The sequence below is a fragment of the Hyphomonas pacifica genome (assembly GCF_000682675.1).
Classification (GTDB): domain Bacteria; phylum Pseudomonadota; class Alphaproteobacteria; order Caulobacterales; family Hyphomonadaceae; genus Hyphomonas; species Hyphomonas pacifica.
Genome location: NZ_AWFA01000022.1, coordinates 1 through 18220, shown reverse-complemented (window position 1 = coordinate 18220; position 18220 = coordinate 1). Strand labels below are relative to the sequence as shown.

General features: G+C 57.7%; 15 protein-coding genes. 8 read left to right on the top strand and 7 right to left on the bottom strand.

What is annotated here, in order from left to right; translation table 11 throughout:
• The first annotated feature begins 67 nt into the window (after nucleotides 1-67).
• Nucleotides 68-1072 carry a complex I NDUFA9 subunit family protein gene (locus tag HY2_RS08200; RefSeq protein ID WP_034826583.1) on the top strand — a complete coding sequence of 335 codons (1005 nt, stop codon included), beginning with the start codon at nucleotides 68-70 and terminating at the stop codon, nucleotides 1070-1072.
• Between the two features lie 6 nt (nucleotides 1073-1078).
• On the opposite strand, the gene HY2_RS08195 is transcribed toward HY2_RS08200, so the two are convergent.
• Nucleotides 1079-1933 (bottom strand): undecaprenyl-diphosphate phosphatase, encoded by an 855-nt coding sequence (locus HY2_RS08195; RefSeq protein WP_034826550.1) that lies wholly within the window; start codon nucleotides 1931-1933, stop codon nucleotides 1079-1081.
• A 231-nt stretch (nucleotides 1934-2164) separates the two neighbouring features.
• Here HY2_RS08195 and HY2_RS08190 point away from each other — a divergent pair, with 231 nt between their 5' ends.
• Both HY2_RS08190 and gltB read left to right on the top strand, forming a co-directional pair.
• On the top strand, nucleotides 2165-3610 hold the full coding sequence (locus tag HY2_RS08190; protein ID WP_034826548.1) for an NAD(P)-dependent oxidoreductase: 1446 nt from the start codon (nucleotides 2165-2167) through the stop codon (nucleotides 3608-3610).
• 4 nt (nucleotides 3611-3614) lie between these two features.
• A complete protein-coding gene (gltB, locus tag HY2_RS08185; protein ID WP_034826546.1) occupies nucleotides 3615-8159 on the top strand; it encodes a glutamate synthase large subunit in 4545 nt (1514 codons plus the stop codon).
• A gap of 41 nt (nucleotides 8160-8200) precedes the next feature.
• On the opposite strand, the gene HY2_RS08180 is transcribed toward gltB, so the two are convergent.
• The 3 genes from HY2_RS08180 to HY2_RS08170 all read right to left on the bottom strand — a co-directional run bounded on the left by HY2_RS08180 (nucleotide 8201) and on the right by HY2_RS08170 (nucleotide 11165).
• Nucleotides 8201-9097, bottom strand: coding sequence for a DUF4349 domain-containing protein (locus HY2_RS08180; protein WP_034826543.1), 897 nt, complete (start codon nucleotides 9095-9097; stop codon nucleotides 8201-8203).
• A gap of 90 nt (nucleotides 9098-9187) precedes the next feature.
• The gene (locus tag HY2_RS08175) at nucleotides 9188-9607 is read right to left on the bottom strand and encodes a DUF2267 domain-containing protein (RefSeq protein ID WP_034826541.1); all 420 of its coding nucleotides are present in this window, start codon (nucleotides 9605-9607) and stop codon (nucleotides 9188-9190) included.
• Nucleotides 9608-9617: 10 nt separating this feature from the next.
• On the bottom strand, nucleotides 9618-11165 hold the full coding sequence (locus HY2_RS08170; protein ID WP_034826539.1) for an acyl-CoA carboxylase subunit beta: 1548 nt from the start codon (nucleotides 11163-11165) through the stop codon (nucleotides 9618-9620).
• A 57-nt stretch (nucleotides 11166-11222) separates the two neighbouring features.
• Between HY2_RS08170 and HY2_RS08165 the strand changes: the two genes are divergently transcribed.
• The 4 genes from HY2_RS08165 to HY2_RS08150 all read left to right on the top strand — a co-directional run bounded on the left by HY2_RS08165 (nucleotide 11223) and on the right by HY2_RS08150 (nucleotide 15241).
• Complete coding sequence (locus tag HY2_RS08165; RefSeq protein WP_233346140.1) at nucleotides 11223-11645, top strand: SCP2 sterol-binding domain-containing protein; 423 nt, start codon at nucleotides 11223-11225, stop codon at nucleotides 11643-11645.
• Between the two features lie 86 nt (nucleotides 11646-11731).
• Nucleotides 11732-12685, top strand: a complete 954-nt coding sequence (locus HY2_RS08160; RefSeq protein ID WP_034826535.1) for an alpha/beta fold hydrolase — start codon at nucleotides 11732-11734, stop codon at nucleotides 12683-12685.
• Between the two features lie 21 nt (nucleotides 12686-12706).
• Nucleotides 12707-14170, top strand: a complete 1464-nt coding sequence (locus tag HY2_RS08155; RefSeq protein WP_034826532.1) for an AMP-binding protein — start codon at nucleotides 12707-12709, stop codon at nucleotides 14168-14170.
• Nucleotides 14171-14236: 66 nt separating this feature from the next.
• On the top strand, nucleotides 14237-15241 hold the full coding sequence (locus HY2_RS08150; protein WP_034826529.1) for a zinc-dependent alcohol dehydrogenase family protein: 1005 nt from the start codon (nucleotides 14237-14239) through the stop codon (nucleotides 15239-15241).
• On the opposite strand, the gene phbB is transcribed toward HY2_RS08150, so the two are convergent.
• Complete coding sequence (gene phbB, locus HY2_RS08145) at nucleotides 15238-15963, bottom strand: acetoacetyl-CoA reductase (RefSeq protein ID WP_034826527.1); 726 nt, start codon at nucleotides 15961-15963, stop codon at nucleotides 15238-15240. The two genes, HY2_RS08150 and phbB, sit on opposite strands and share 4 nt — an antisense overlap.
• Before the next feature lie 150 nt (nucleotides 15964-16113).
• Between phbB and phaR the strand changes: the two genes are divergently transcribed.
• The gene (gene phaR / locus HY2_RS08140; protein WP_034826525.1) at nucleotides 16114-16692 is read left to right on the top strand and encodes a polyhydroxyalkanoate synthesis repressor PhaR; all 579 of its coding nucleotides are present in this window, start codon (nucleotides 16114-16116) and stop codon (nucleotides 16690-16692) included.
• 62 nt (nucleotides 16693-16754) lie between these two features.
• Here the strand turns inward: phaR and HY2_RS08135 are convergent, their stop codons facing one another.
• Complete coding sequence (locus HY2_RS08135) at nucleotides 16755-17333, bottom strand: hypothetical protein (protein WP_233346138.1); 579 nt, start codon at nucleotides 17331-17333, stop codon at nucleotides 16755-16757.
• Between the two features lie 80 nt (nucleotides 17334-17413).
• A complete protein-coding gene (locus tag HY2_RS08130; protein ID WP_034826523.1) occupies nucleotides 17414-18127 on the bottom strand; it encodes a hypothetical protein in 714 nt (237 codons plus the stop codon).
• Nucleotides 18128-18220: the final 93 nt, after the last annotated feature.

Below are 18220 nucleotides of genomic sequence, written 5' to 3'. Positions count from 1 at the left end.
GGGTGTGTATGGTCAAAGGCGGCAATCAGTTTATTGCGGCCGCGGCCGCCATGAGAGAATGCTCAAGATGACCAAAGGCTTGGTAACGGTTTTCGGCGGATCGGGCTTTATCGGGCGCTACGCTGCGCGCGAGCTTGTGAAAAAGGGATGGCGTGTCCGCGTTGCCTGCCGCCATGTGAACACGGCTGGAGACGTTCGTCTCGCCGGTACACCTGGCTGGGTAGACATTGTTCAGGCCAATATCCGCAATCGTGATTCGATTGAACGCGCCCTGGATGGGTCTGACGCTGTGGTCAATCTGGTGGGCATCCTGTTTGAAAAGGGTGCGCAAAGCTTTGAAGCGGCCCAACGCGATGGCGCGGCTCTGCTGGCGGAGGTCGCCGCAGAAAAGGGCATTACGCGTTTCGTGCAGATGTCTGCGATTGGTGCCAACGCCGAGTCCAAGTCTGACTACGCCCGCACCAAAGCGGAAGCCGAAGAGGCTGTGCGCAAAGCTGTGCCGACGGCAACGATCCTGCGGCCGTCCGTTGTTTTCGGGCCGGAAGATGAATTCTTTAATCGCTTTGCAACGATGGCCAGCTCCATGCCGATGAGCTTCCTTCCGATCCTGCCATCTATTGGTGGCGGCAAGTCCTGCTTCCAGCCGGTCTATGCCGGGGATGTAGCCGAGGCGATTGCGATCACCGTGGATGATGCGACGACGGCTGGCAAGACCTATGAGCTGGGTGGCCCAAGTGTCTATACGCTGAACGAGATCTATGATCTCATCACCAAAATTATCGACCGCAAACGGTTCAAGATCGGCCTGCCTTTCTTCATCGCCAAGCCCGTCGGCTATGTAACGGCGGCGGTCTGGCGCTACATTCCGCCATTCAGCTGGGGCTTCCTGGGCGACCCGCCGCTGACGGGTGATCAGGTTGAACTGATGAAGACCGATAATGTCGTGGCTGAAGATGCCCTGACACTTAAGGATCTGGGCGTTACGGAGCTGGAAACGGTTGAGGCCATCGTACCGTCTTATCTGTGGCGCTTCCGCCCCTATGGCGAGTTCCACAAGCCGTCTGAAGCCTAGGTTTTTCTAGAACAATCCGACCAGTGGGGAGCCGAGCAGCAGCACGGCGCCCAGGGCGAATCTGTACAGAACAAAGGGCAGGAAGCTCATCCGCTTCAGAAGCGCCATGAGCGCCCAGATCGAGGCGAGCCCTGTAATAAAAGAAATGCCTGTTACGATCAGGCCATCCTGCAGGGTAAGGGCGGAGGCAGAGCTACCTGCCTGCATCAGGCCAAGCGCGCCGTAGAGGCCGGCAGCAGCCAGGATGGGCGCTCCGATCAGCATGGAAAACCTCGCCGCTTCGGTGCGTTCGTAACCTAGCGCACGCGCGGCCGTCATGGTGATGCCGGACCGGCTGGTGCCGGGCAGTAGCGCGGCGACCGCCTGTGTCGTGCCGATCAGGAAGGCGTGCAACAGTGTCATGTCTTCTTCCGTACGTTCACGCGGCCCGGCGACATCGGCCCACCAGAGCAGAATGCCGAAGAATATGGTCGTGCCTGCAACGACATAGATGCTGCGCATATCCTGCAGCAGGCTTTCTGGCAGGAAGTGCTCGTAGCCAGCGGCAATCAGCAGGGCGAGGGGCGTAGCCACCAGAATGCAGGCGGCAAGTCTTGCCCCATGCGAGAGTGTTTTGTTTTCTGCAAAGGGCTTTGCCACCAGTTCAAACCCGCCGCCAATCGCCAGGGCCACATCCTTGCGGAAATAGATCAGCATGGCGAGCAGTGTGCCGAGATTTGAGACGGCATTAATGAGAAGTTCGTCGCGCGGACTGGCGTCGAACATATCGGCCGCCAGCAAAATGTGGCCCGAGGACGAAATGGGAAGCCATTCGGTAGTGCCCTGCAGCAAGGCGATGATGGCGAGTTGCAACAGCGACATAAGCAAACTCTACGAGGATGGGATGAAAAAGGGGTAACCGAGTTCGAGCCAAGTTCCACTCATTCTAATCATATCAATATGATATTATTATGACTGAATTTGGATTGCGGGTATTGTTTGGGTCGGTAATATGCACATATTTAATATCATTATGATATTTTTAGGGATGAATCTTCTTGCGGCTGTTTCTTGGAGGCCCTAAGCCAATGCTCCGAACTAAGGAGTGCCCCTATGGCAGAAAGAATGCTGCAGTTTACGCATGTCGAACGCAAGATGCCGGACAAGCGCGAGGCGAAAGCGCGCGCAGACGATTTTGCGGAAATCTATGCTGAATTCAGCAAGGAAGCTGCTGGCGCGCAGGCGGCCCGCTGTTCGCAGTGCGGCGTGCCCTTCTGTCAGCAAGGCTGCCCTCTTTCAAATAACATTCCCGACTGGTTGAAGCTGGCGGCCGAGAACCGGCTGGAAGAAGCCTGGCAGGTATCTTCTGCCACGAACAATATGCCGGAAATCTGCGGACGCATCTGCCCGCAGGATCGTCTGTGCGAAGGCATCTGCACAATCCAGCAATCCGGTCATGGCACGGTGACGATTGGTTCCATTGAGAAATACATCACCGATACGGCCTGGGAAGAAGGCTGGGTCACGCCGATCAAGCCGCCGCGAGAGCGCTCCCAGTCCGCAGGCATCATTGGTGCGGGCCCGGGTGGGCTGGCGGCTGCGGAACAACTGCGCCGCAAAGGCTATCGGGTGACCGTTTATGACGCGTATGATCGCGGCGGCGGTCTGCTGGTCTATGGCATTCCCGGCTTCAAGCTGGAGAAGCATGTCGTTGAACGCCGGATCAAGCGGCTGGAAGAGTCCGGAATTACCTTCAAGTTCAATACGCGTATTGGCGAACAGGTCAGCCTGTCCACGCTGCGCGCAGAGCATGACACGGTTCTGATTGCGACCGGCGTTTATGCGGCGAAAGACCTGAAATGTCCGGGCAGCGGGGCGCAGGGCGTCTATCCGGCGCTGGAATATCTAACTGCGTCCAACCGCAAGGGCTTTGGCGATGCCGTGCCGGCCTATGATGACGGCGCCCTCAATGCCGAAGGCAAGCGCGTCGTCGTGATCGGCGGTGGTGACACGGCGATGGACTGTGTCCGCACCGCGATTCGTCAGGGCGCAAAGCAAGTGACCTGTCTTTACCGCCGTGACCGCGCCAATATGCCGGGCAGCCAGCGTGAAGTACAGAATGCGGAAGAAGAAGGCGTCGTTTTCGAATGGCTGGCTTCCCCGGAAGCTATTCTGGATACGAAAGCCGGTAAGGTGAAGGCTGTGCGTGCCAATCGCATGAAGCTGGGTGAGCCGGATGCCTCTGGCCGCCAGAGCCCGGTGAAGACCGGTGAAAGCTTTGATGTGAAGGCGGACATGGTGATCAAAGCGCTCGGCTTTGATCCGGAAGACCTGCCGGAACTGTTTGGAGAAGAGGCGCTGACCGTGAACCGCTGGGGCGCTGTACGGGTCGATTATGCGACCATGGAAACCAGCCTGCCGGGCGTCTATGCGGCAGGCGATATCGTCAGAGGTGCCTCCCTTGTGGTGTGGGCAATCAAGGATGGGCGTGATGCGGCCGAGGCCATGCACAAGGCCATGAGGGCCGCCGCTCGTTCAGAAACTGTGGCTGCGGAGTAGTCAGATGTCAGATTATGTAAAAAAGTACGAAGAAAATCGCCAGCGTCTGATGGATGCGCATGCCTATGATCCGTCATTTGAACATGATGCGTGCGGTGTCGGTCTGGTTGCCTCCCTTGATGGTAAGCCGAAGCGTGAAATCGTCGAGATGGGCATCGCGGCCCTGAAGAATGTCTGGCACCGCGGTGCTGTTGATGCCGATGGCAAGACTGGCGATGGTGCGGGCATCCGTGTGGAAGTGCCGCAGGATTTCTTTCGTGAGCATGTGACGCGTACCGGTCATAATCCGACAGATGACCCGATCTGCGTTGGTCAGATCTTCCTGCCACGCACTGACTTTGCCGCACAGGAAGCTGCGCGGACATTGGTGGAAACCGAAGTGCTGCACTTCGGGTTCTATATCTATGGCTGGCGGCAGCCACCTGTGGATGTCTCCGTCATCGGGCAAAAGGCCAAGGACACGCGGCCAGCGATTGAACAGATCATGTTTCGGGATGCCAAGGGGCGCAGCCCGGAAGATTTGGAGCGTGCGCTGTATATCTGCCGCCGCCGGATTGAGCGCCGTGCGCGCGAAGCCGCCATTCCGTCTTTCTATGTCTGCTCGCTCAGCCATGCCTCTCTGATCTACAAGGGCATGTTCCTGGCGCAGGACATAGACAATTTCTATCTTGACCTGCGGGATGATCGCTTCGTTTCCGCGTTCGCCATCTATCACCAGCGCTATTCCACCAACACATTCCCGCAATGGTCTCTGGCGCAGCCTTTCCGCATGATCGCGCATAATGGAGAGATCAATACGGTTCGCGGCAACAAGAACTGGATGAAGAGCCATGAAATCCGCATGGTTTCGGAAGCCTTTGGTGAGCATGTTGATGATGTGAAGCCGGTGATCCCGGATGGCACGTCTGACTCCGGCGCGCTTGATTCCGTATTCGAACTGCTTTGTAAATCCGGACGTCCGGCGCCGATGGCCAAGGCCATGCTGATTCCGGAAGCATGGTCGAAGCGCGATTCCATCATGCCGACGGCGCACCGCGCATTGTATGACTATTGCAACTCCGTGATGGAACCATGGGATGGCCCGGCCGGTATCGCGGCCTATGATGGCCGCTGGGCGATTGCAGGTCTCGACCGTAACGGCCTGCGTCCGCTGCGTTATGCGCTGACGACGGACGGGATTCTTGCTGTTGGTTCTGAAACCGGCATGTGCCCACTGGGCGATCATGAAGTGGCCAAGCGCGGCCTGATTCCGGCAGGCGGCATCATCGCGGCGGATTTGAAAACGGGCAAGTTCTACGAGCATCGCGAGATCGTGGACTTCCTGTCTGAGCAGGCGCCTTATGAAGATTGGCTTAAGGCCGTGACGGAGCTGGAGCCGGAGATCGGCCCGGGCCCTGAGCCGCTGATGTTCAACAAGGAAGACCTGCTGCGCCGTCAGACGGCCGCAGGCTACACGCTGGAAACCCTGGAAATGATCCTGTCACCCATGGCGGAGACGGGTAAGGAAGCCATCGGCTCCATGGGTGATGATACGGCAACAGCTGTGTTGTCCTTCTCCTATCGTCCGATGAGCCACTTTTTCCGTCAGAATTTCAGCCAGGTGACCAACCCGCCGGTTGACCCTCTGCGCGAAGAACGGGTGATGAGCCTTAAAACGCGCTTCAAAAATCTGGGTAACGTGCTGGATACGGACAAGTCCCAGCAGGAAGTCTTCGTGTTGGAAAGCCCTGTCCTGACCAATGGCATGTATGAACGCCTGATTGAGCGACTGGGCGTCGGCACAGCCGAGATCGACTGTACGTTCGATCAGGCCGATGCCCGCGGGGACGGGTCGGCACTGAAAGATGCGCTGAGCCGTATCCGTCGGGAGGCTGAAGATGCGGTACGTGAAGGCCGCGAGCATATTATCCTGACAGACCATTTGCAGTCTGCAGACCGGATTGCTATTCCGATGATTCTGGCAACAGGCGCGGTACACTCTCATCTTGTCGCACAGGGGCTGCGTACGTTCTGCTCCATCACGGTTCGTTCAGCTGAATGTCTGGATACGCATTATTTTGCCGTGCTGGTCGGTGTCGGCGCAACCTGCGTCAATGCTTATCTGGCACAGGATATCATCGCAGATCGTCATGGCCGCGGCCTGTTTGGCGATATGTCGCTGAATGAGTGTGTAAAGAACTTCAAGGTGGCGATTGAGGCGGGCCTGCTGAAGATCATGTCCAAGATGGGTATCTCGGTCGTCTCGTCTTATCGGGGTGGCTACAATTTTGAGGCGCTCGGCCTCTCGCGCGCTCTGGTGGCGGACTACTTCCCCGGCATGAATAGTCGGATCTCCGGACTTGGTCTGGCCGGTCTGGAAGAGAATGCCCTGATGCGCCACGAGGCAGCGTTTGATGAGGATGTTGTGTCTCTCCCTGTCGGAGGTTTCTACCGTCTGCGCGCCTCCGAGGAACCACATGCGCTGGATGGCAACCTTATCCATACGCTCCAGGCGGCCTGTAATCGCGGCGACTATTCCATCTATCGCAAATATGTCGAGGCGGTGCATTCGCGTGATCCGATCCAGTTGCGTGACTTGCTGGACTTCAAGCCCGCTGGCGCGCCGGTGCCAGTGTCGAGCGTTCAGTCGATCAATGAGATCCGCAAACGGTTTGTAACGCCGGGTATGTCCCTTGGCGCCTTGAGTCCGGAGGCGCACGGAACACTTAACGTGGCGATGAACCGGATTGGGGCGAAGTCTGTCTCTGGTGAGGGCGGTGAAGACCGCTCGCGGTACCGCCCGCTACCGAATGGCGACAATATGAACTCTGCCGTCAAACAGGTCGCATCCGGCCGGTTTGGTGTGACGGCGGAGTATCTGAACCAGTGTCGAGAGATTGAAATCAAGATCGCCCAAGGCGCAAAACCTGGCGAAGGGGGGCAATTGCCGGGCTTCAAGGTGACGGAGCTGATTGCGAAGCTGCGCCATGCAACGCCGGGCGTAACGCTGATATCGCCTCCGCCGCACCATGACATTTATTCTATCGAAGATCTCGCTCAGCTGATCTACGATCTGAAACAGATCAACCCGGAAGCGCGCGTCTGTGTGAAACTGGTCGCACAATCTGGCGTCGGAACGGTTGCCGCCGGTGTGGCGAAAGCCAAAGCGGATCTGATCCTCATCGCGGCCGGTGTGGGCGGCACGGGGGCAAGCCCGCAAACCTCCATCAAATATGCCGGCCTGCCTTGGGAGCTGGGCCTGGCCGAAGCACACCAGATCCTGTCGTTGAACAATTTGCGTGGTAAAGTTACTCTGCGGACGGATGGCGGCCTTCGTACCGGACGTGACATTGTAATCGCGGCCATGCTGGGCGCGGAAGAGTATGGCATCGGCACGGCGGCGCTTGTTGCCATGGGCTGCATCATGGTGCGCCAGTGTCACTCCAACACATGCCCGGTCGGTGTATGTGTGCAGGATGAGGCGCTGCGGGCGCACTTTACCGGGTCTCCTGAAAAGGTCGTGAACTTGATGAGCTTCATTGCTGAGGATGTGCGAGAAATTCTCGCCTCCCTTGGCCTGAAATCCCTCGACGAAGCGATTGGCCGCACAGATTTGCTGACACAGGTCAGCCGCGGATCCACCCATCTTGATGACCTCGATCTGAACCCGCTGCTGGTTCAGGTCGATAGCGACACACCGGTTGTCTACCAGCCGAATCGCCGCGAAGAAGTTCCGGATACGCTGGACGCCCAGATCCTGCGCGACGCCGAGCCCTTCTTTGAGCGCGGTGAGAAGATGCAGCTGGAATATGGTGTTGCCAACACAATGCGAGCCATCGGCGCACGCTCCAGCTCTGCCATCACACAGAAATTCGGGATGCATGCCCTGCCGGAAGGCCGCCTGCATATCCGTCTTGAGGGCTCAGCGGGCCAGTCCCTTGGTGCATTCTCCGTTCAGGGGCTTTTGCTGGAAGTGATTGGTGATGCAAACGACTATGTCGGCAAGGGCCTTTCTGGCGCCAGCATCGTCGTAGCACCACCCCTCAAAGAACGTCACCGCGCAGGTAGCGATGCCATTATTGGGAATACGTGTCTGTACGGAGCTACAGCGGGCAAGTTGTTTGCCTCCGGAGCAGCAGGCGTTCGCTTCGCGGTCAGAAACTCAGGCGCGAAAACGGTCATTGAAGGTTGCGGAGCCAATGGCTGTGAATACATGACCGGAGGTCGCGCCGTGATCCTCGGACCGGTTGGCGATAATTTCGGCGCAGGCATGACCGGCGGCGCAGCCTATATCTGGGATCCAGAGCAACGCTTTGACCGCGTTGCCAACCCGGATGCAATTGACTGGTATCCGCTGGCTGACATGCCCGGCGAGCATATTGCCGAAGCGCGGGCCCTGATTGAGGAACACCTCAAGCGGACCAAATCCCTGCGGGCGAAGGATATTCTGGAAGAGTGGGATAATTCCCTGCAGGAAATGCTGATGATTGTGCCGAAGGAGATCGCACACCTCCTGTTGCCGGAGGAAAAACCAAAGGCAGGAAAGAAGAAAGTGGCTGTTAAGGCCTGAAATTGAAGAAAGCCCCCGGCGCGATCCGGGGGCTTTCTTGATTAGTCTGCCTTGGGCGCTTTCTTCTTGCGGAGGCGCGGCCAGATCAGTTTCAGCCATACCCACAGGAAGACACCGATCAGGATCAGCCAGGGCAAACCCACCGCAAAGGCGGTGATGACGGCGGCCAGAGCCCCTGAGAGATTATAGAAGAAATCTCCGAACGCATTTGCGATGGGCGACAGGGCGCTTTGCGACACTGGATTGCGCTTGGTTTCGTAATTGATGTCCAGTCGGCTCATCTCAACGCGCAGCATCAGCGCCTTTAGGGAAGATTTGAGCGAGTCGATCTCTCCATTCACACGTGCGAGTTCGCGCTCTGTGGCCAGAATATCTCCCAGTTCACCTTCACGATTTGCCAGCAGGTCTTCGAGACGGCGCTGCAGGGTCTGCTGGGCATTCAGGCGGGCATCGGTGTCAATGATTGAGACGGTCAGGTCTTCCGCAGTTGTCTGGCGGTTGGTGACTTCACCATTTGCCGCCTCGGCCTCTTCGTCGACGCCTTTCAGAAAGGACTCGATCCAGTCCGGTGTTGCGCGCAATTGAAGTGAGCCAGAGGCTTCATCGTCGGAATACGAATTATACCAAGAATTCGTCACGATGCATTTGCTTGGGCCCGCTGCATTGCAGGCGGCAACATGGCCATCCATCACGGGCTCAATTGATTTGACCGGCAGGCGAAGACCCAGAGAATGGGAATAGGCGATGTATTGCTGTGCAGCTTCTTCCACAGGTGCGCCGTCTCCACCGGAGGGGCTGCGCTCAAAAGCCATATCCTGTTGCGCGACCGGCGCAGGAGATGGCGCAGACATGGCGCGCTCCGGCACGTCGCTATTCGGACCGCCGCAGGCCGCAAGCGCCAGCATCGCGCAGGCTATGACAGGTATCGTGTGTTTCATCTCGTCCCTCCACATGGATGCTTGATACCACATGAAACCTTACATCATGGCAAGATAAGGCTGGAAATCGGGCGGGAGTGCGCTGGTTGCCTAGATTCGCCAATAGGCCTGTGCGTCAGGGCCGAGATCTGCGAGAAAGCTGTCCAGCGCTTCATCTCCAATCGTTGCGCGAATGGCTTTGGCGACATCTGTAATTGTCGAGTCAGTGGACAGATTGTGATCATGTCGGAAGCGGCGCACCTCTGCCGTCAGGTTTTCGCGGCTGCCCCATCGGGTTGTGAACTCTTCCGGCGTCCAACCATCTACCAGGATTGTTCCGACAACGGGCGGGAGGATCTGCACAAAGCGGATCACTTGCTCCGGGGTAAGGCGGCGACGGAACACGGTGATGACCGCCTGCATGCAGGTATAGGCCTGATGCCGGCTGGTCAGCATACATTCAGCTTTTACGCGGAGCAGGAAGTCCGTGAAGAATTCGCCGACGCGTAGATATTCCGGGGGTACTGGCATAAGGGTCGTCTCAGGGTCTGAAACCAATTTTGCGCTCGCCAGGCTCCAGCGTGCGCCAGGCGTGGTGGATGAAGTCGACGAGCAAGGGCCTTGTGTCTCTTGGGTCTATGATCTCTTCTGCATAGAAGGATTCCGCCGTTCGGAAAGGCGACCGAATGGCATCGAACTTCTTGTAGAGCTGAGCCTTCAGCGCATCCGGGTCCTCGGCTTCGGCCAGTTCCTTTCGGAAGGCTGCCTCGATACCGCCCGCCATGGGCAGGCTGCCCCAATCCCCGCTTGGCCAGCAATAGCGCCATTTGGTACGGCTCTGATTCATCATGGCAGACCCTGCCAGGCCATAGGCCTTGCGGATGACGACGGAGCAGACCGGCACGTCTGCCTGATAAACGGCCGTCATCGCGCGTACGCCGGCGCGCGTCACACCTGCAGTCTCCGCCTTCACGCCGACGGCAAAGCCCGGGCAGTCGACAAAGTGGATCACGGGCAAATGGAATTGCGAGCAGAGGTCCATATGCCGGGTGACCTTGTCACAGACATCTGCTGTCCAGGCGCCATCCAGGAAGAAGGGATTGCCCGCCATGATGCCGACCGGATAGCCGTCGATCCGGGCGAGCCCGGTGACGATGCCACGGCCCCAGACCTGGCCGATCTCGAAGAAGCTGCCCTGATCGACACTCGCTTCGATGATCTTGTGGGGTTTGTAAGGTGTCTTCCCGTCCGTCGGCACGACAGACATCAGGCTGTCTTCGCGGCGTTTGGGGTCGTCCGTCGGGGGCGTCCGTTCCGGCAGCTCGTGAACAGAGCCGGGTAGATAGGACAGGAAGCGCCGCGCGGTCTCAAAGGCTTCGGCTTCGCTGTCGACCACATTGTCCACAGTGCCGTTCTGCGCCTGTATCTTCCAGCCGCCCAGCTCTTCCTTGGTCACGTTCTCACCAAGCGCAATCGCCACAGGCGGGCCGGCCACGAAGACCTGGCTAAGGTCCTTGACCATGACGGAGAAATGGCTGGCAGCCACCCGTCCGGCGCCCATGCCTGCGCAGGGGCCAAGCGCCAGTGAGACGAACGGCACCTGCGTCAGACCATGTACGATCGCGTCCCAGCCCGGTGTTTCCGGGATGTAGGTGCGCGGGTCCTTTTCCAGCGATTTTACGGAGCCACCCCCGCCCGTGCCGTCAATCATCTGAACCAGCGGCATCCGATATTCGGCGGCCATTTTGATCATCTGGACCATTTTCTGCCAGATCGAGGCATCCGAGGCACCGCCGCGCACCGTAAAATCGTCCGCCAGAATAACTGCAGGACGGCCATTAAGGGTTGCGCGGCCGGTGACCGATGTGGAGGGCGTGAAGCTCTCCAACTCGTCATCTGCGCCATAGGTGGCAAGGCCGGCAATCTTGCCGATTTCGTGGAAGGTGCCTGGATCAGCCAGAAAGGCCACACGTTCGCGAACCGTCAGTTTCCCGCGGCCGCGCTGGCGGGAGACAGGCTCTTCGCCTCCCATTTTCTCCGCCAGTCTTTCACGACGGCGAAGCTCTTCAATCGATTTTTCCCAACTCATTCGCGCAGGTTCCACGCTTCCCTAGCGCGAGGTCAAGAAGGTGTTTTTGAGGGGTGAGTGAGTTCTACAGAGAAAGTGACGCAAGAGTCAGTTTCACGTTATATTCTCAATCAGGCTCTTGCTTTCCACGGCTGGGGTCTGCTTTATCAAGGCCAAGTCCATTCAAGGAGGAATTCAATGGATCTCGCAGAACTCACAGCCAAAGCAGATTCTGCCGTAGAACCGGGCGGCGATTTTACCAAAAAAGTGAAGTTTGACTTTGGTGATGTTGGCAAGCTCTTCATCGACGGCGCAGCTGGCAAAGCAGACAATTCCGACGGTGATGCCGACGCAACGATCAAGGTCACTTGGGACGATTTCGTGAAAATCGCCCAAGGCGCTATGGACCCGACCATGGCCTTCATGCAGGGTAAGCTGAAAGTTGAAGGCGACATGTCCGTTGCCATGCAGCTGCAGAGCCTCATGAAAAAATTTGCCTGATCCGTACAGGACTCAGTCACTTGATATAATGAGCCGTCCGGGGGAAACCTTCGGACGGCCTTTATTTTGACAGGACAGGCAGTACAATGCCCTCAGAGAGTTTCAATCAGAGCGAAGCCTTTGTGGGTGTGCCTGGTAACCCACCCCCGCAAGGGGCCGAGATTATCTGGTTCAAAGGCAGTGCCGGGCGGAATTTGCGCGCCTGTATCGCACCCGCGCTGTCAAAGTCCGATCCACGCGGCACAGCGATTGTCTGCCCAGGGCGCACAGAGTTTATAGAAAAATATTTTGAGGTTGGGCGAGAGCTGCAGTCGATGGGATTTGCCGTGGTCATTCTGGACTGGCCGGGCCAGGGTCTGTCAGAACGCCTGCTCGACGATACCCGAAAGGGCCACATTGACCGGTTCGAGACCTTTATGGGTGCATTGGAAGGCGGGCTAAAACAATTACAGGATCATTTGCCCCGGCCGTACGTCTCCGTGGCGCATTCGATGGGCGGTGCCATTGCGCTGGCGGCGATTTCGCAAAAGCTGGTGGAAGTGGATGCTGCGGCCTTTTGCGCGCCGATGTGGGGGTTGAAGTCTCACTTTCTGGGTATGCGCTACCTGGTTTGGGCCATGAGGGCGACCGGGCGGTCTGGCGATTACGCCATTCAGCCGGGACCCGCGGAGACCTTTGAGACCAATATCGTAACGCATGACAAAAGACGCTGGCAATTGCAACGTGCCCTGATTGATGCCCGGCCGGATCTGGAACTCGGCCCGGTCACCTGGGGCTGGCTTGGTGCATCGCTGGATATTCTGACAACTTTCTCCAAGCCAAAGATTTTAAAGGAAGTCACCATTCCGGTCTTTGTGGCATCGGCGGCCGAAGAGCAGCTGGTGGACAATGCCTCCCATGAAAAAATCTGCGCCCGCCTGCCCGATTGCGAGCATGTCACCATCGAAGGCGCGATGCATGAAATCCTTATGGAGACGGATGATCGCAGGCAGGAGTTCTGGGAAGGATTTCAACGCCTCCTCAAGCGCGCCGACATATAAAAATAAAAGGGAACAGACTAAGTGGCCATAATATCTCTCTCTAGAATCGTTGCCCATTGGGCAGACCAGCAGGGTGACCGGGTCGCAATTGACCATGAAGGTGCCTCCACCACCTGGGCCGATCTGGAAAGGCGTACCAACAGACTGGCGCGCGCCTATCAGTCGCTTGGTGTGCAGGCGGATGATTTCGTCACAATTGCCCTGCCCAATGGCATCGAGTTTTTCGAAGCCTGCCTGGCCACCTGGAAACTTGGCGCGACCCCGCAGCCGGTCTCTGCGCGCCTCCCGAAACTGGAACGTGATCAGATCATTGAACTTGGCAAACCACGCATTGTCGTAGGGGTTCAGGCCGGGGAGTATGATCCTCTCCCCTCCATACCGGAAGGCTTTGAACCCGATGCAGGTCTCTCTGATGAGGCGCTGCCCGAGGTGACTGCCAGTTCGATCAAGGCGATGACGAGCGGCGGCTCAACCGGTCGGCCCAAACTGATTGTTTCCAAGCTGCCGGCGGTCTGGGACCCGGACATTCCGTATCTGGAGATTCCCCTTCAGGGCACCATGCTGATCCCGGGGCCGCTTTACCACAATGGGCCGTTCCTTTGGGCCATGATTGCCCTGTTCAAGGGCTGCACCGTCGCTGTCACCACGCGCTTTGACCCGGAGAAGACACTGGCGGTGATTGAGCGTTTGAAGGTCAATGTAGCCTATATGGTGCCGACCATGATGCGCCGTATCTGGGGTCTGCCGGAAGACATCCGTGCAAAGTATGACCTTTCCAGCCTGGTTGCGCTGTGGCACCTCGCTGCACCCTGTCCGGCCTGGCTGAAGGAAGCCTATATCGAATGGCTTGGCGCCGAAGTGATCTGGGAGCTGTATGGCGGTACGGAAGGCCAGGGCTCTACAACGATTCAAGGCACGGAATGGCTGGAGCACAAGGGTTCAGTCGGTCGGCCGGTCGAGTCCTGCGAAATGAAGATCGTGAATGAGGCTGGCGAAATCGTCCCGCCCGGCGAGATTGGCGAAGTCTTCCTGCGCCCGCTGGACGGCGCTGGCACGACCTATCGCTATATCGGCGCGGAAGCGCGCGCCATTGAAGGCGGCTGGGAGAGTCTGGGAGATATGGGCTGGATGGATGAAGACGGCTATCTTTACCTGACGGATCGCCTGTCTGACATGGTCCTCGTCGGCGGCGCGAATATCTACCCGGCAGAAGTTGAAGCGGCGATTGAGGCATATCCCGGTGTGAGGTCCTCTGCCGTGATCGGATTGCCGGATGAGGATATGGGCGCGCGTCTGCACGCGATCATTGATCGCCCCGAAGGCGCTGTGGACGAAGCCGCCATGCAGGCGCATCTGTCGGATCGGCTCGTTCGCTACAAGATCCTGAAGAGTTTTGAATATGTTGCGGAGGCGGTGCGCGATGATGCGGGAAAGGTACGTCGGAAGGCGCTAAGGGATGCTCGCCTTGCGTCAACCGCAGACTGACCTCTCTTCCGCTTGACTTCCGTAGGGATGGGATAAGTCCCTTATGGAAAAGTCAGGAGGAAACAGATGAAAGTTGCAGCCGTCAAAAAGCCCGGTGGTCCGGGTAATCTCGTTCTTGAAGATCGTGAAAAACCAACGCCGGGACCGGGCGAGATCCTGGTCCGCATCAGGGCCAGCAGTCTGAACTATCATGACTTTGCCGTCATCATGGGCGGCATTCCGACCGACGATGGACGTATTCCGATGTCTGACGGTGCCGGAGATGTTGTCGCTGTTGGCGAAGGGGTGACGCGTTTCAAGGAAGGCGACAAGGTCGTTTCCCTGTTCTTCCCGAACTGGCAGTCCGGTGAAATCGAAGCTGCAGGCTTTGGCGCTGTGCCGGGTGATGGGACAGATGGCTTTGCTGCTGAATATGTTGCCGCTGCGGAGACGGCATTCACGCGTATTCCGGAAGGCTATTCATACGAGCAGGCCGCGACGCTGCCCTGTGCCGCGCTGACCGCCTGGCGGGCCGTGATGGTGGAGGCAAAAGTCAAACCCGGTGACTGGGTGCTGACCCAAGGCACTGGCGGGGTCTCGATCTTTGCGCTTCAGTTTGCGAAGGCCGCTGGGTGCCGTGTGATTTCTACGTCCTCGTCAAATGAAAAGCTGGAGCGCCTGAAGGCACTCGGTGCGGATCATGTCATCAATTACAAGGAAACGCCGGAATGGGGCAAAAAGGCCAAGGCGCTGACCGGCGGACGCGGTGTGGATGAAGTCGTCGAGATTGGCGGGCCCGAAACGCTGGCGCAATCCATCGCCGCATGCCGCCCGGCCGGGCATATTTCGCTGATTGGTGTGCTGACCGGTGTATCAGGTGAGGTGCCGACAGCGGCCCTGTTCTCGATGAACATTACCCTGTCCGGCATCACGGTCGGATCGCGCCGCCATCAGGAAGACATGATCGCTGCGATCGAAGCCAATGACATCCAGCCGGTAATGGACAAGACGTTCCCGCTTGACGAAATTGCTTCTGCCTTTGTCCATCAGGCTAGTCAGAAGCATTTCGGCAAGATCATTTTGAGCGTTTAGCCCGCAATATATTGCGCGCCATTCACGGTCATTGTCGCGCCGGTGATGAAGGCTGCTTCATCGCTGGCGAGATAGGCGCACATCGAGGCGATCTCTTCGGCCTTGCCAAGGCGGCCGACAGGTATCGTCGAGATGATGCCTTCCAGAACCTTTTCCGGCACCGCCTGAACCATTTCCGTGTCGATATAGCCAGGAGCCACCACGTTAACAGTGATGCCTTTCTTGGCACCTTCCTGGGCGAGAGCTTTGGTCATGCCAATCAGGCCTGCCTTGGCGGCGGAATAGTTGGCCTGTCCGAACTGGCCTTTCTGTCCATTGATGGAAGAGATATTGATGACGCGCCCAAAACCGCGGTCGCGCATGCCTTCCCACACCTGGCGAGTGCAATTGAAGGCTGAGGTCAGGTCGATTTCAATCACCTGCTGCCACTGCTCCCGGCTCATCTTGTGAAAGGGTGCATCCCGTGTGACGCCGGCATTGTTGATCAGGATATCAACCGGCCCGAGATCTTTCTCAATGGCGGCCAGCCCGTCTGTGACGGCATCATAGTCTGCAACATCAAACTTGTAGCATTTTATACCAAGTTCCTTGGCGCAGGCCTCCGCGGCCTCCTGATTGCCGGCATAGTTTGCGGCAACCTGATAACCCTTGTGTTTCATCATCTCACTGATCGCCCGGCCAATGCCGCGCGTGCCACCAGTGACCAGAACTGTCCTAGTCATTGCGTGTCCTCCCGCTATGTGTGCAGGAAAAAGGCTAGCCGCTCTGGTGCGTTATTAGCAATAGCGCATTGGTCGAAGGCCGAAATTGTGCAAGATTATGTTGCATAGCACAAATATTGCTTCTCCTGTAGTGAGAGCAGAGGGTAGGATATGGCCAAGGGTAACGGATCTGATGATGTCATCATCATCAAGAAATATGCGAACAGACGTCTCTATGACACGTCGACATCTTCTTATGTGACGCTGGATCATTTGTCGGAGCTTGTCCGTGAGGGCCGCAACTTTGAAGTTCGCGACGCGAAATCTGGTGAAGACCTGACCCGTCAGGTATTGACCCAGATCATTTTCGAGCATGAGACCAAGGGCGAAGGGGCTCTGCCGCTGAATTTCCTGCGCCAGCTGATCGGTTTTTATGGTGGCGGCGCGCAGACCTTCCTGCCGTCCTTTCTGGAAATGTCGATGAACAGCTTTGCCGATTCCCAGAAGGAATGGCGCAAGGCCGCCAATCCGATGCATCTTTTCGAACAGCAGGCCAAACGCAATATGGCGATGTTCGAACAGGCCATGAAGATGTTCATGCCCACCTTGTCTGCTTCGACACATCAGCAGAATGAGGAGCGTGCCTCCTTGAACCCGATGATGGAATACCAGGCTGAGGCGCTGGCCAATATGCAGGCCCAGATGGCGGCGATTCAGAAGCAGCTGGCGGATTTGTACAGCAAAGACTGATCCTTGAAGTTCAAAAGGCCTGCCCCGCGGCAGGCCTTTTGCACATCAGGGGTGAGAGATGGCTAGATGTCCCCTGCCACACCAAAGTCGCGCCGTGCTGAGACGATAGTGACGACAACCCCCGCCAACACATCCAGCAATGTCATCGACATCAGGATGAAGAATGTGGATGTCGCAAAGTTCGGCAACAACAGGAACTGGATCAGGCACACAATGAACAGGATCATCGATACGGCATGATTCATGATGGTTGATGTGCCGGTCGAGGTGGATTTCAGGATTTCCAGAAACAGGAAGACCACGGCCAGCAGCAGGATGGCGTCGCCCTTGGTAAGGATCCAGTCGACCCCCGAAATCATCGGCAAGCCCACGAATTTACCGTTCAACAATTCCAGGATCGGCGCAGTCTCCGACCGGACGATTTCCCCAAATTCATTGGCGGTTTCCATCGGGCCGCCAAAGCCAAGGGCCAAAAGATTGTAGAGCGCTACCGGTATGACCAGTAGCGGGAAGATACCGAACAACATGCGCATGAGATTCCCCTTCTCGGTTCTGCCACCAGATACGGCATGTTCTTGCCGCTTCCGTTCGCGTTTGGCGATGGCTGCCCCGGCGAGGGCAATTTTTGTGTCCCGTTCCATCGCGGACCTACCCGTCCTTCTTCTCGCTTAACATCAGGTTTACCGTAATGGCGCGCAAGAGGCGAGAGGCTTGTGACGCCTCAGAAGTCCTGCGTCAGAAAGAGGCGGAAGGTGACATCCGGCGAGGCCTCTGTCAGCCCCAGCAAGGCACTTGTGCGCAGATTGAGCGAGTTGGTCAGGGGCAGGGAGACAAACGGTCCGGCCAGATGGCTTGCGCGTTCCAGAGGCAGGATATCATCCACGGCACCATAGGAATTATAGAGCTCTGCGCCGACATCCACGCTGCCCGCAAGGCGCCAGCCAAGGTCGCCCCGGGTCTGCAGGAAGATGCCATCGCGCGCGTCACTTCCTATATCGCTGCTGATGATGGCGGCGAACCGGACGCGAACACTGGCTGCCAGCTGTACCTGGTGCATCCAGTGGGCGGCGACCAGACCGGGGCGATCATCATCCCGGATGCGCACGTCAAAGCGAAGACCCTGCTGCCAGTCGGCTGAATCCGGGGTCAGCTGCCAGCGCAGCTCGGCCTGGAAGAAATCAAAATCCAGATCCGAGCGACTGGTCTTACGGGCTTGAGCGACGCCGCGCAGAAGAAACTTGTCATTCAGGGCATGGTCATAATGAATCCGTTGGGCAAGGCCATTGACATCAGGGTCATAGGCCGCGCGGTATCCGGCAGCGCGTTTGCCCTCATTGACGACGGGCCCGGAAATGCCGCTGGTCAGCTGGGCATTGGCCAGACTGAAGCTGACGCTGCAGGCAATGGCGAAGCAGAGAAGAAGGCGGGTAAGCATCAGCGTGATATGCCTGTCTTCAAATTGTCTTTAAAGGTACAAATTCATGTAATTTAGGTATTTGCCCCTCACCTCCCACCACCTTTGGCGGTT

Coding starts and splice junctions, on each gene's coding strand:
- gltB (WP_034826546.1), top strand. CDS start 3,615: ATGTCAGATTATGTAAAAAAGTACGAAGAAAATCGCCAGCGTCTGATG.
- HY2_RS08175 (WP_034826541.1), bottom strand. CDS start 9,607: ATGCCAGTACCCCCGGAATATCTACGCGTCGGCGAATTCTTCACGGAC.
- HY2_RS08150 (WP_034826529.1), top strand. CDS start 14,237: ATGAAAGTTGCAGCCGTCAAAAAGCCCGGTGGTCCGGGTAATCTCGTT.
- HY2_RS08195 (WP_034826550.1), bottom strand. CDS start 1,933: ATGTCGCTGTTGCAACTCGCCATCATCGCCTTGCTGCAGGGCACTACC.
- HY2_RS08200 (WP_034826583.1), top strand. CDS start 68: ATGACCAAAGGCTTGGTAACGGTTTTCGGCGGATCGGGCTTTATCGGG.
- phbB (WP_034826527.1), bottom strand. CDS start 15,963: ATGACTAGGACAGTTCTGGTCACTGGTGGCACGCGCGGCATTGGCCGG.
- HY2_RS08170 (WP_034826539.1), bottom strand. CDS start 11,165: ATGAGTTGGGAAAAATCGATTGAAGAGCTTCGCCGTCGTGAAAGACTG.
- HY2_RS08180 (WP_034826543.1), bottom strand. CDS start 9,097: ATGAAACACACGATACCTGTCATAGCCTGCGCGATGCTGGCGCTTGCG.
- HY2_RS08135 (WP_233346138.1), bottom strand. CDS start 17,333: ATGGAACGGGACACAAAAATTGCCCTCGCCGGGGCAGCCATCGCCAAA.
- HY2_RS08160 (WP_034826535.1), top strand. CDS start 11,732: ATGCCCTCAGAGAGTTTCAATCAGAGCGAAGCCTTTGTGGGTGTGCCT.
- HY2_RS08190 (WP_034826548.1), top strand. CDS start 2,165: ATGGCAGAAAGAATGCTGCAGTTTACGCATGTCGAACGCAAGATGCCG.
- phaR (WP_034826525.1), top strand. CDS start 16,114: ATGGCCAAGGGTAACGGATCTGATGATGTCATCATCATCAAGAAATAT.
- HY2_RS08130 (WP_034826523.1), bottom strand. CDS start 18,127: ATGCTTACCCGCCTTCTTCTCTGCTTCGCCATTGCCTGCAGCGTCAGC.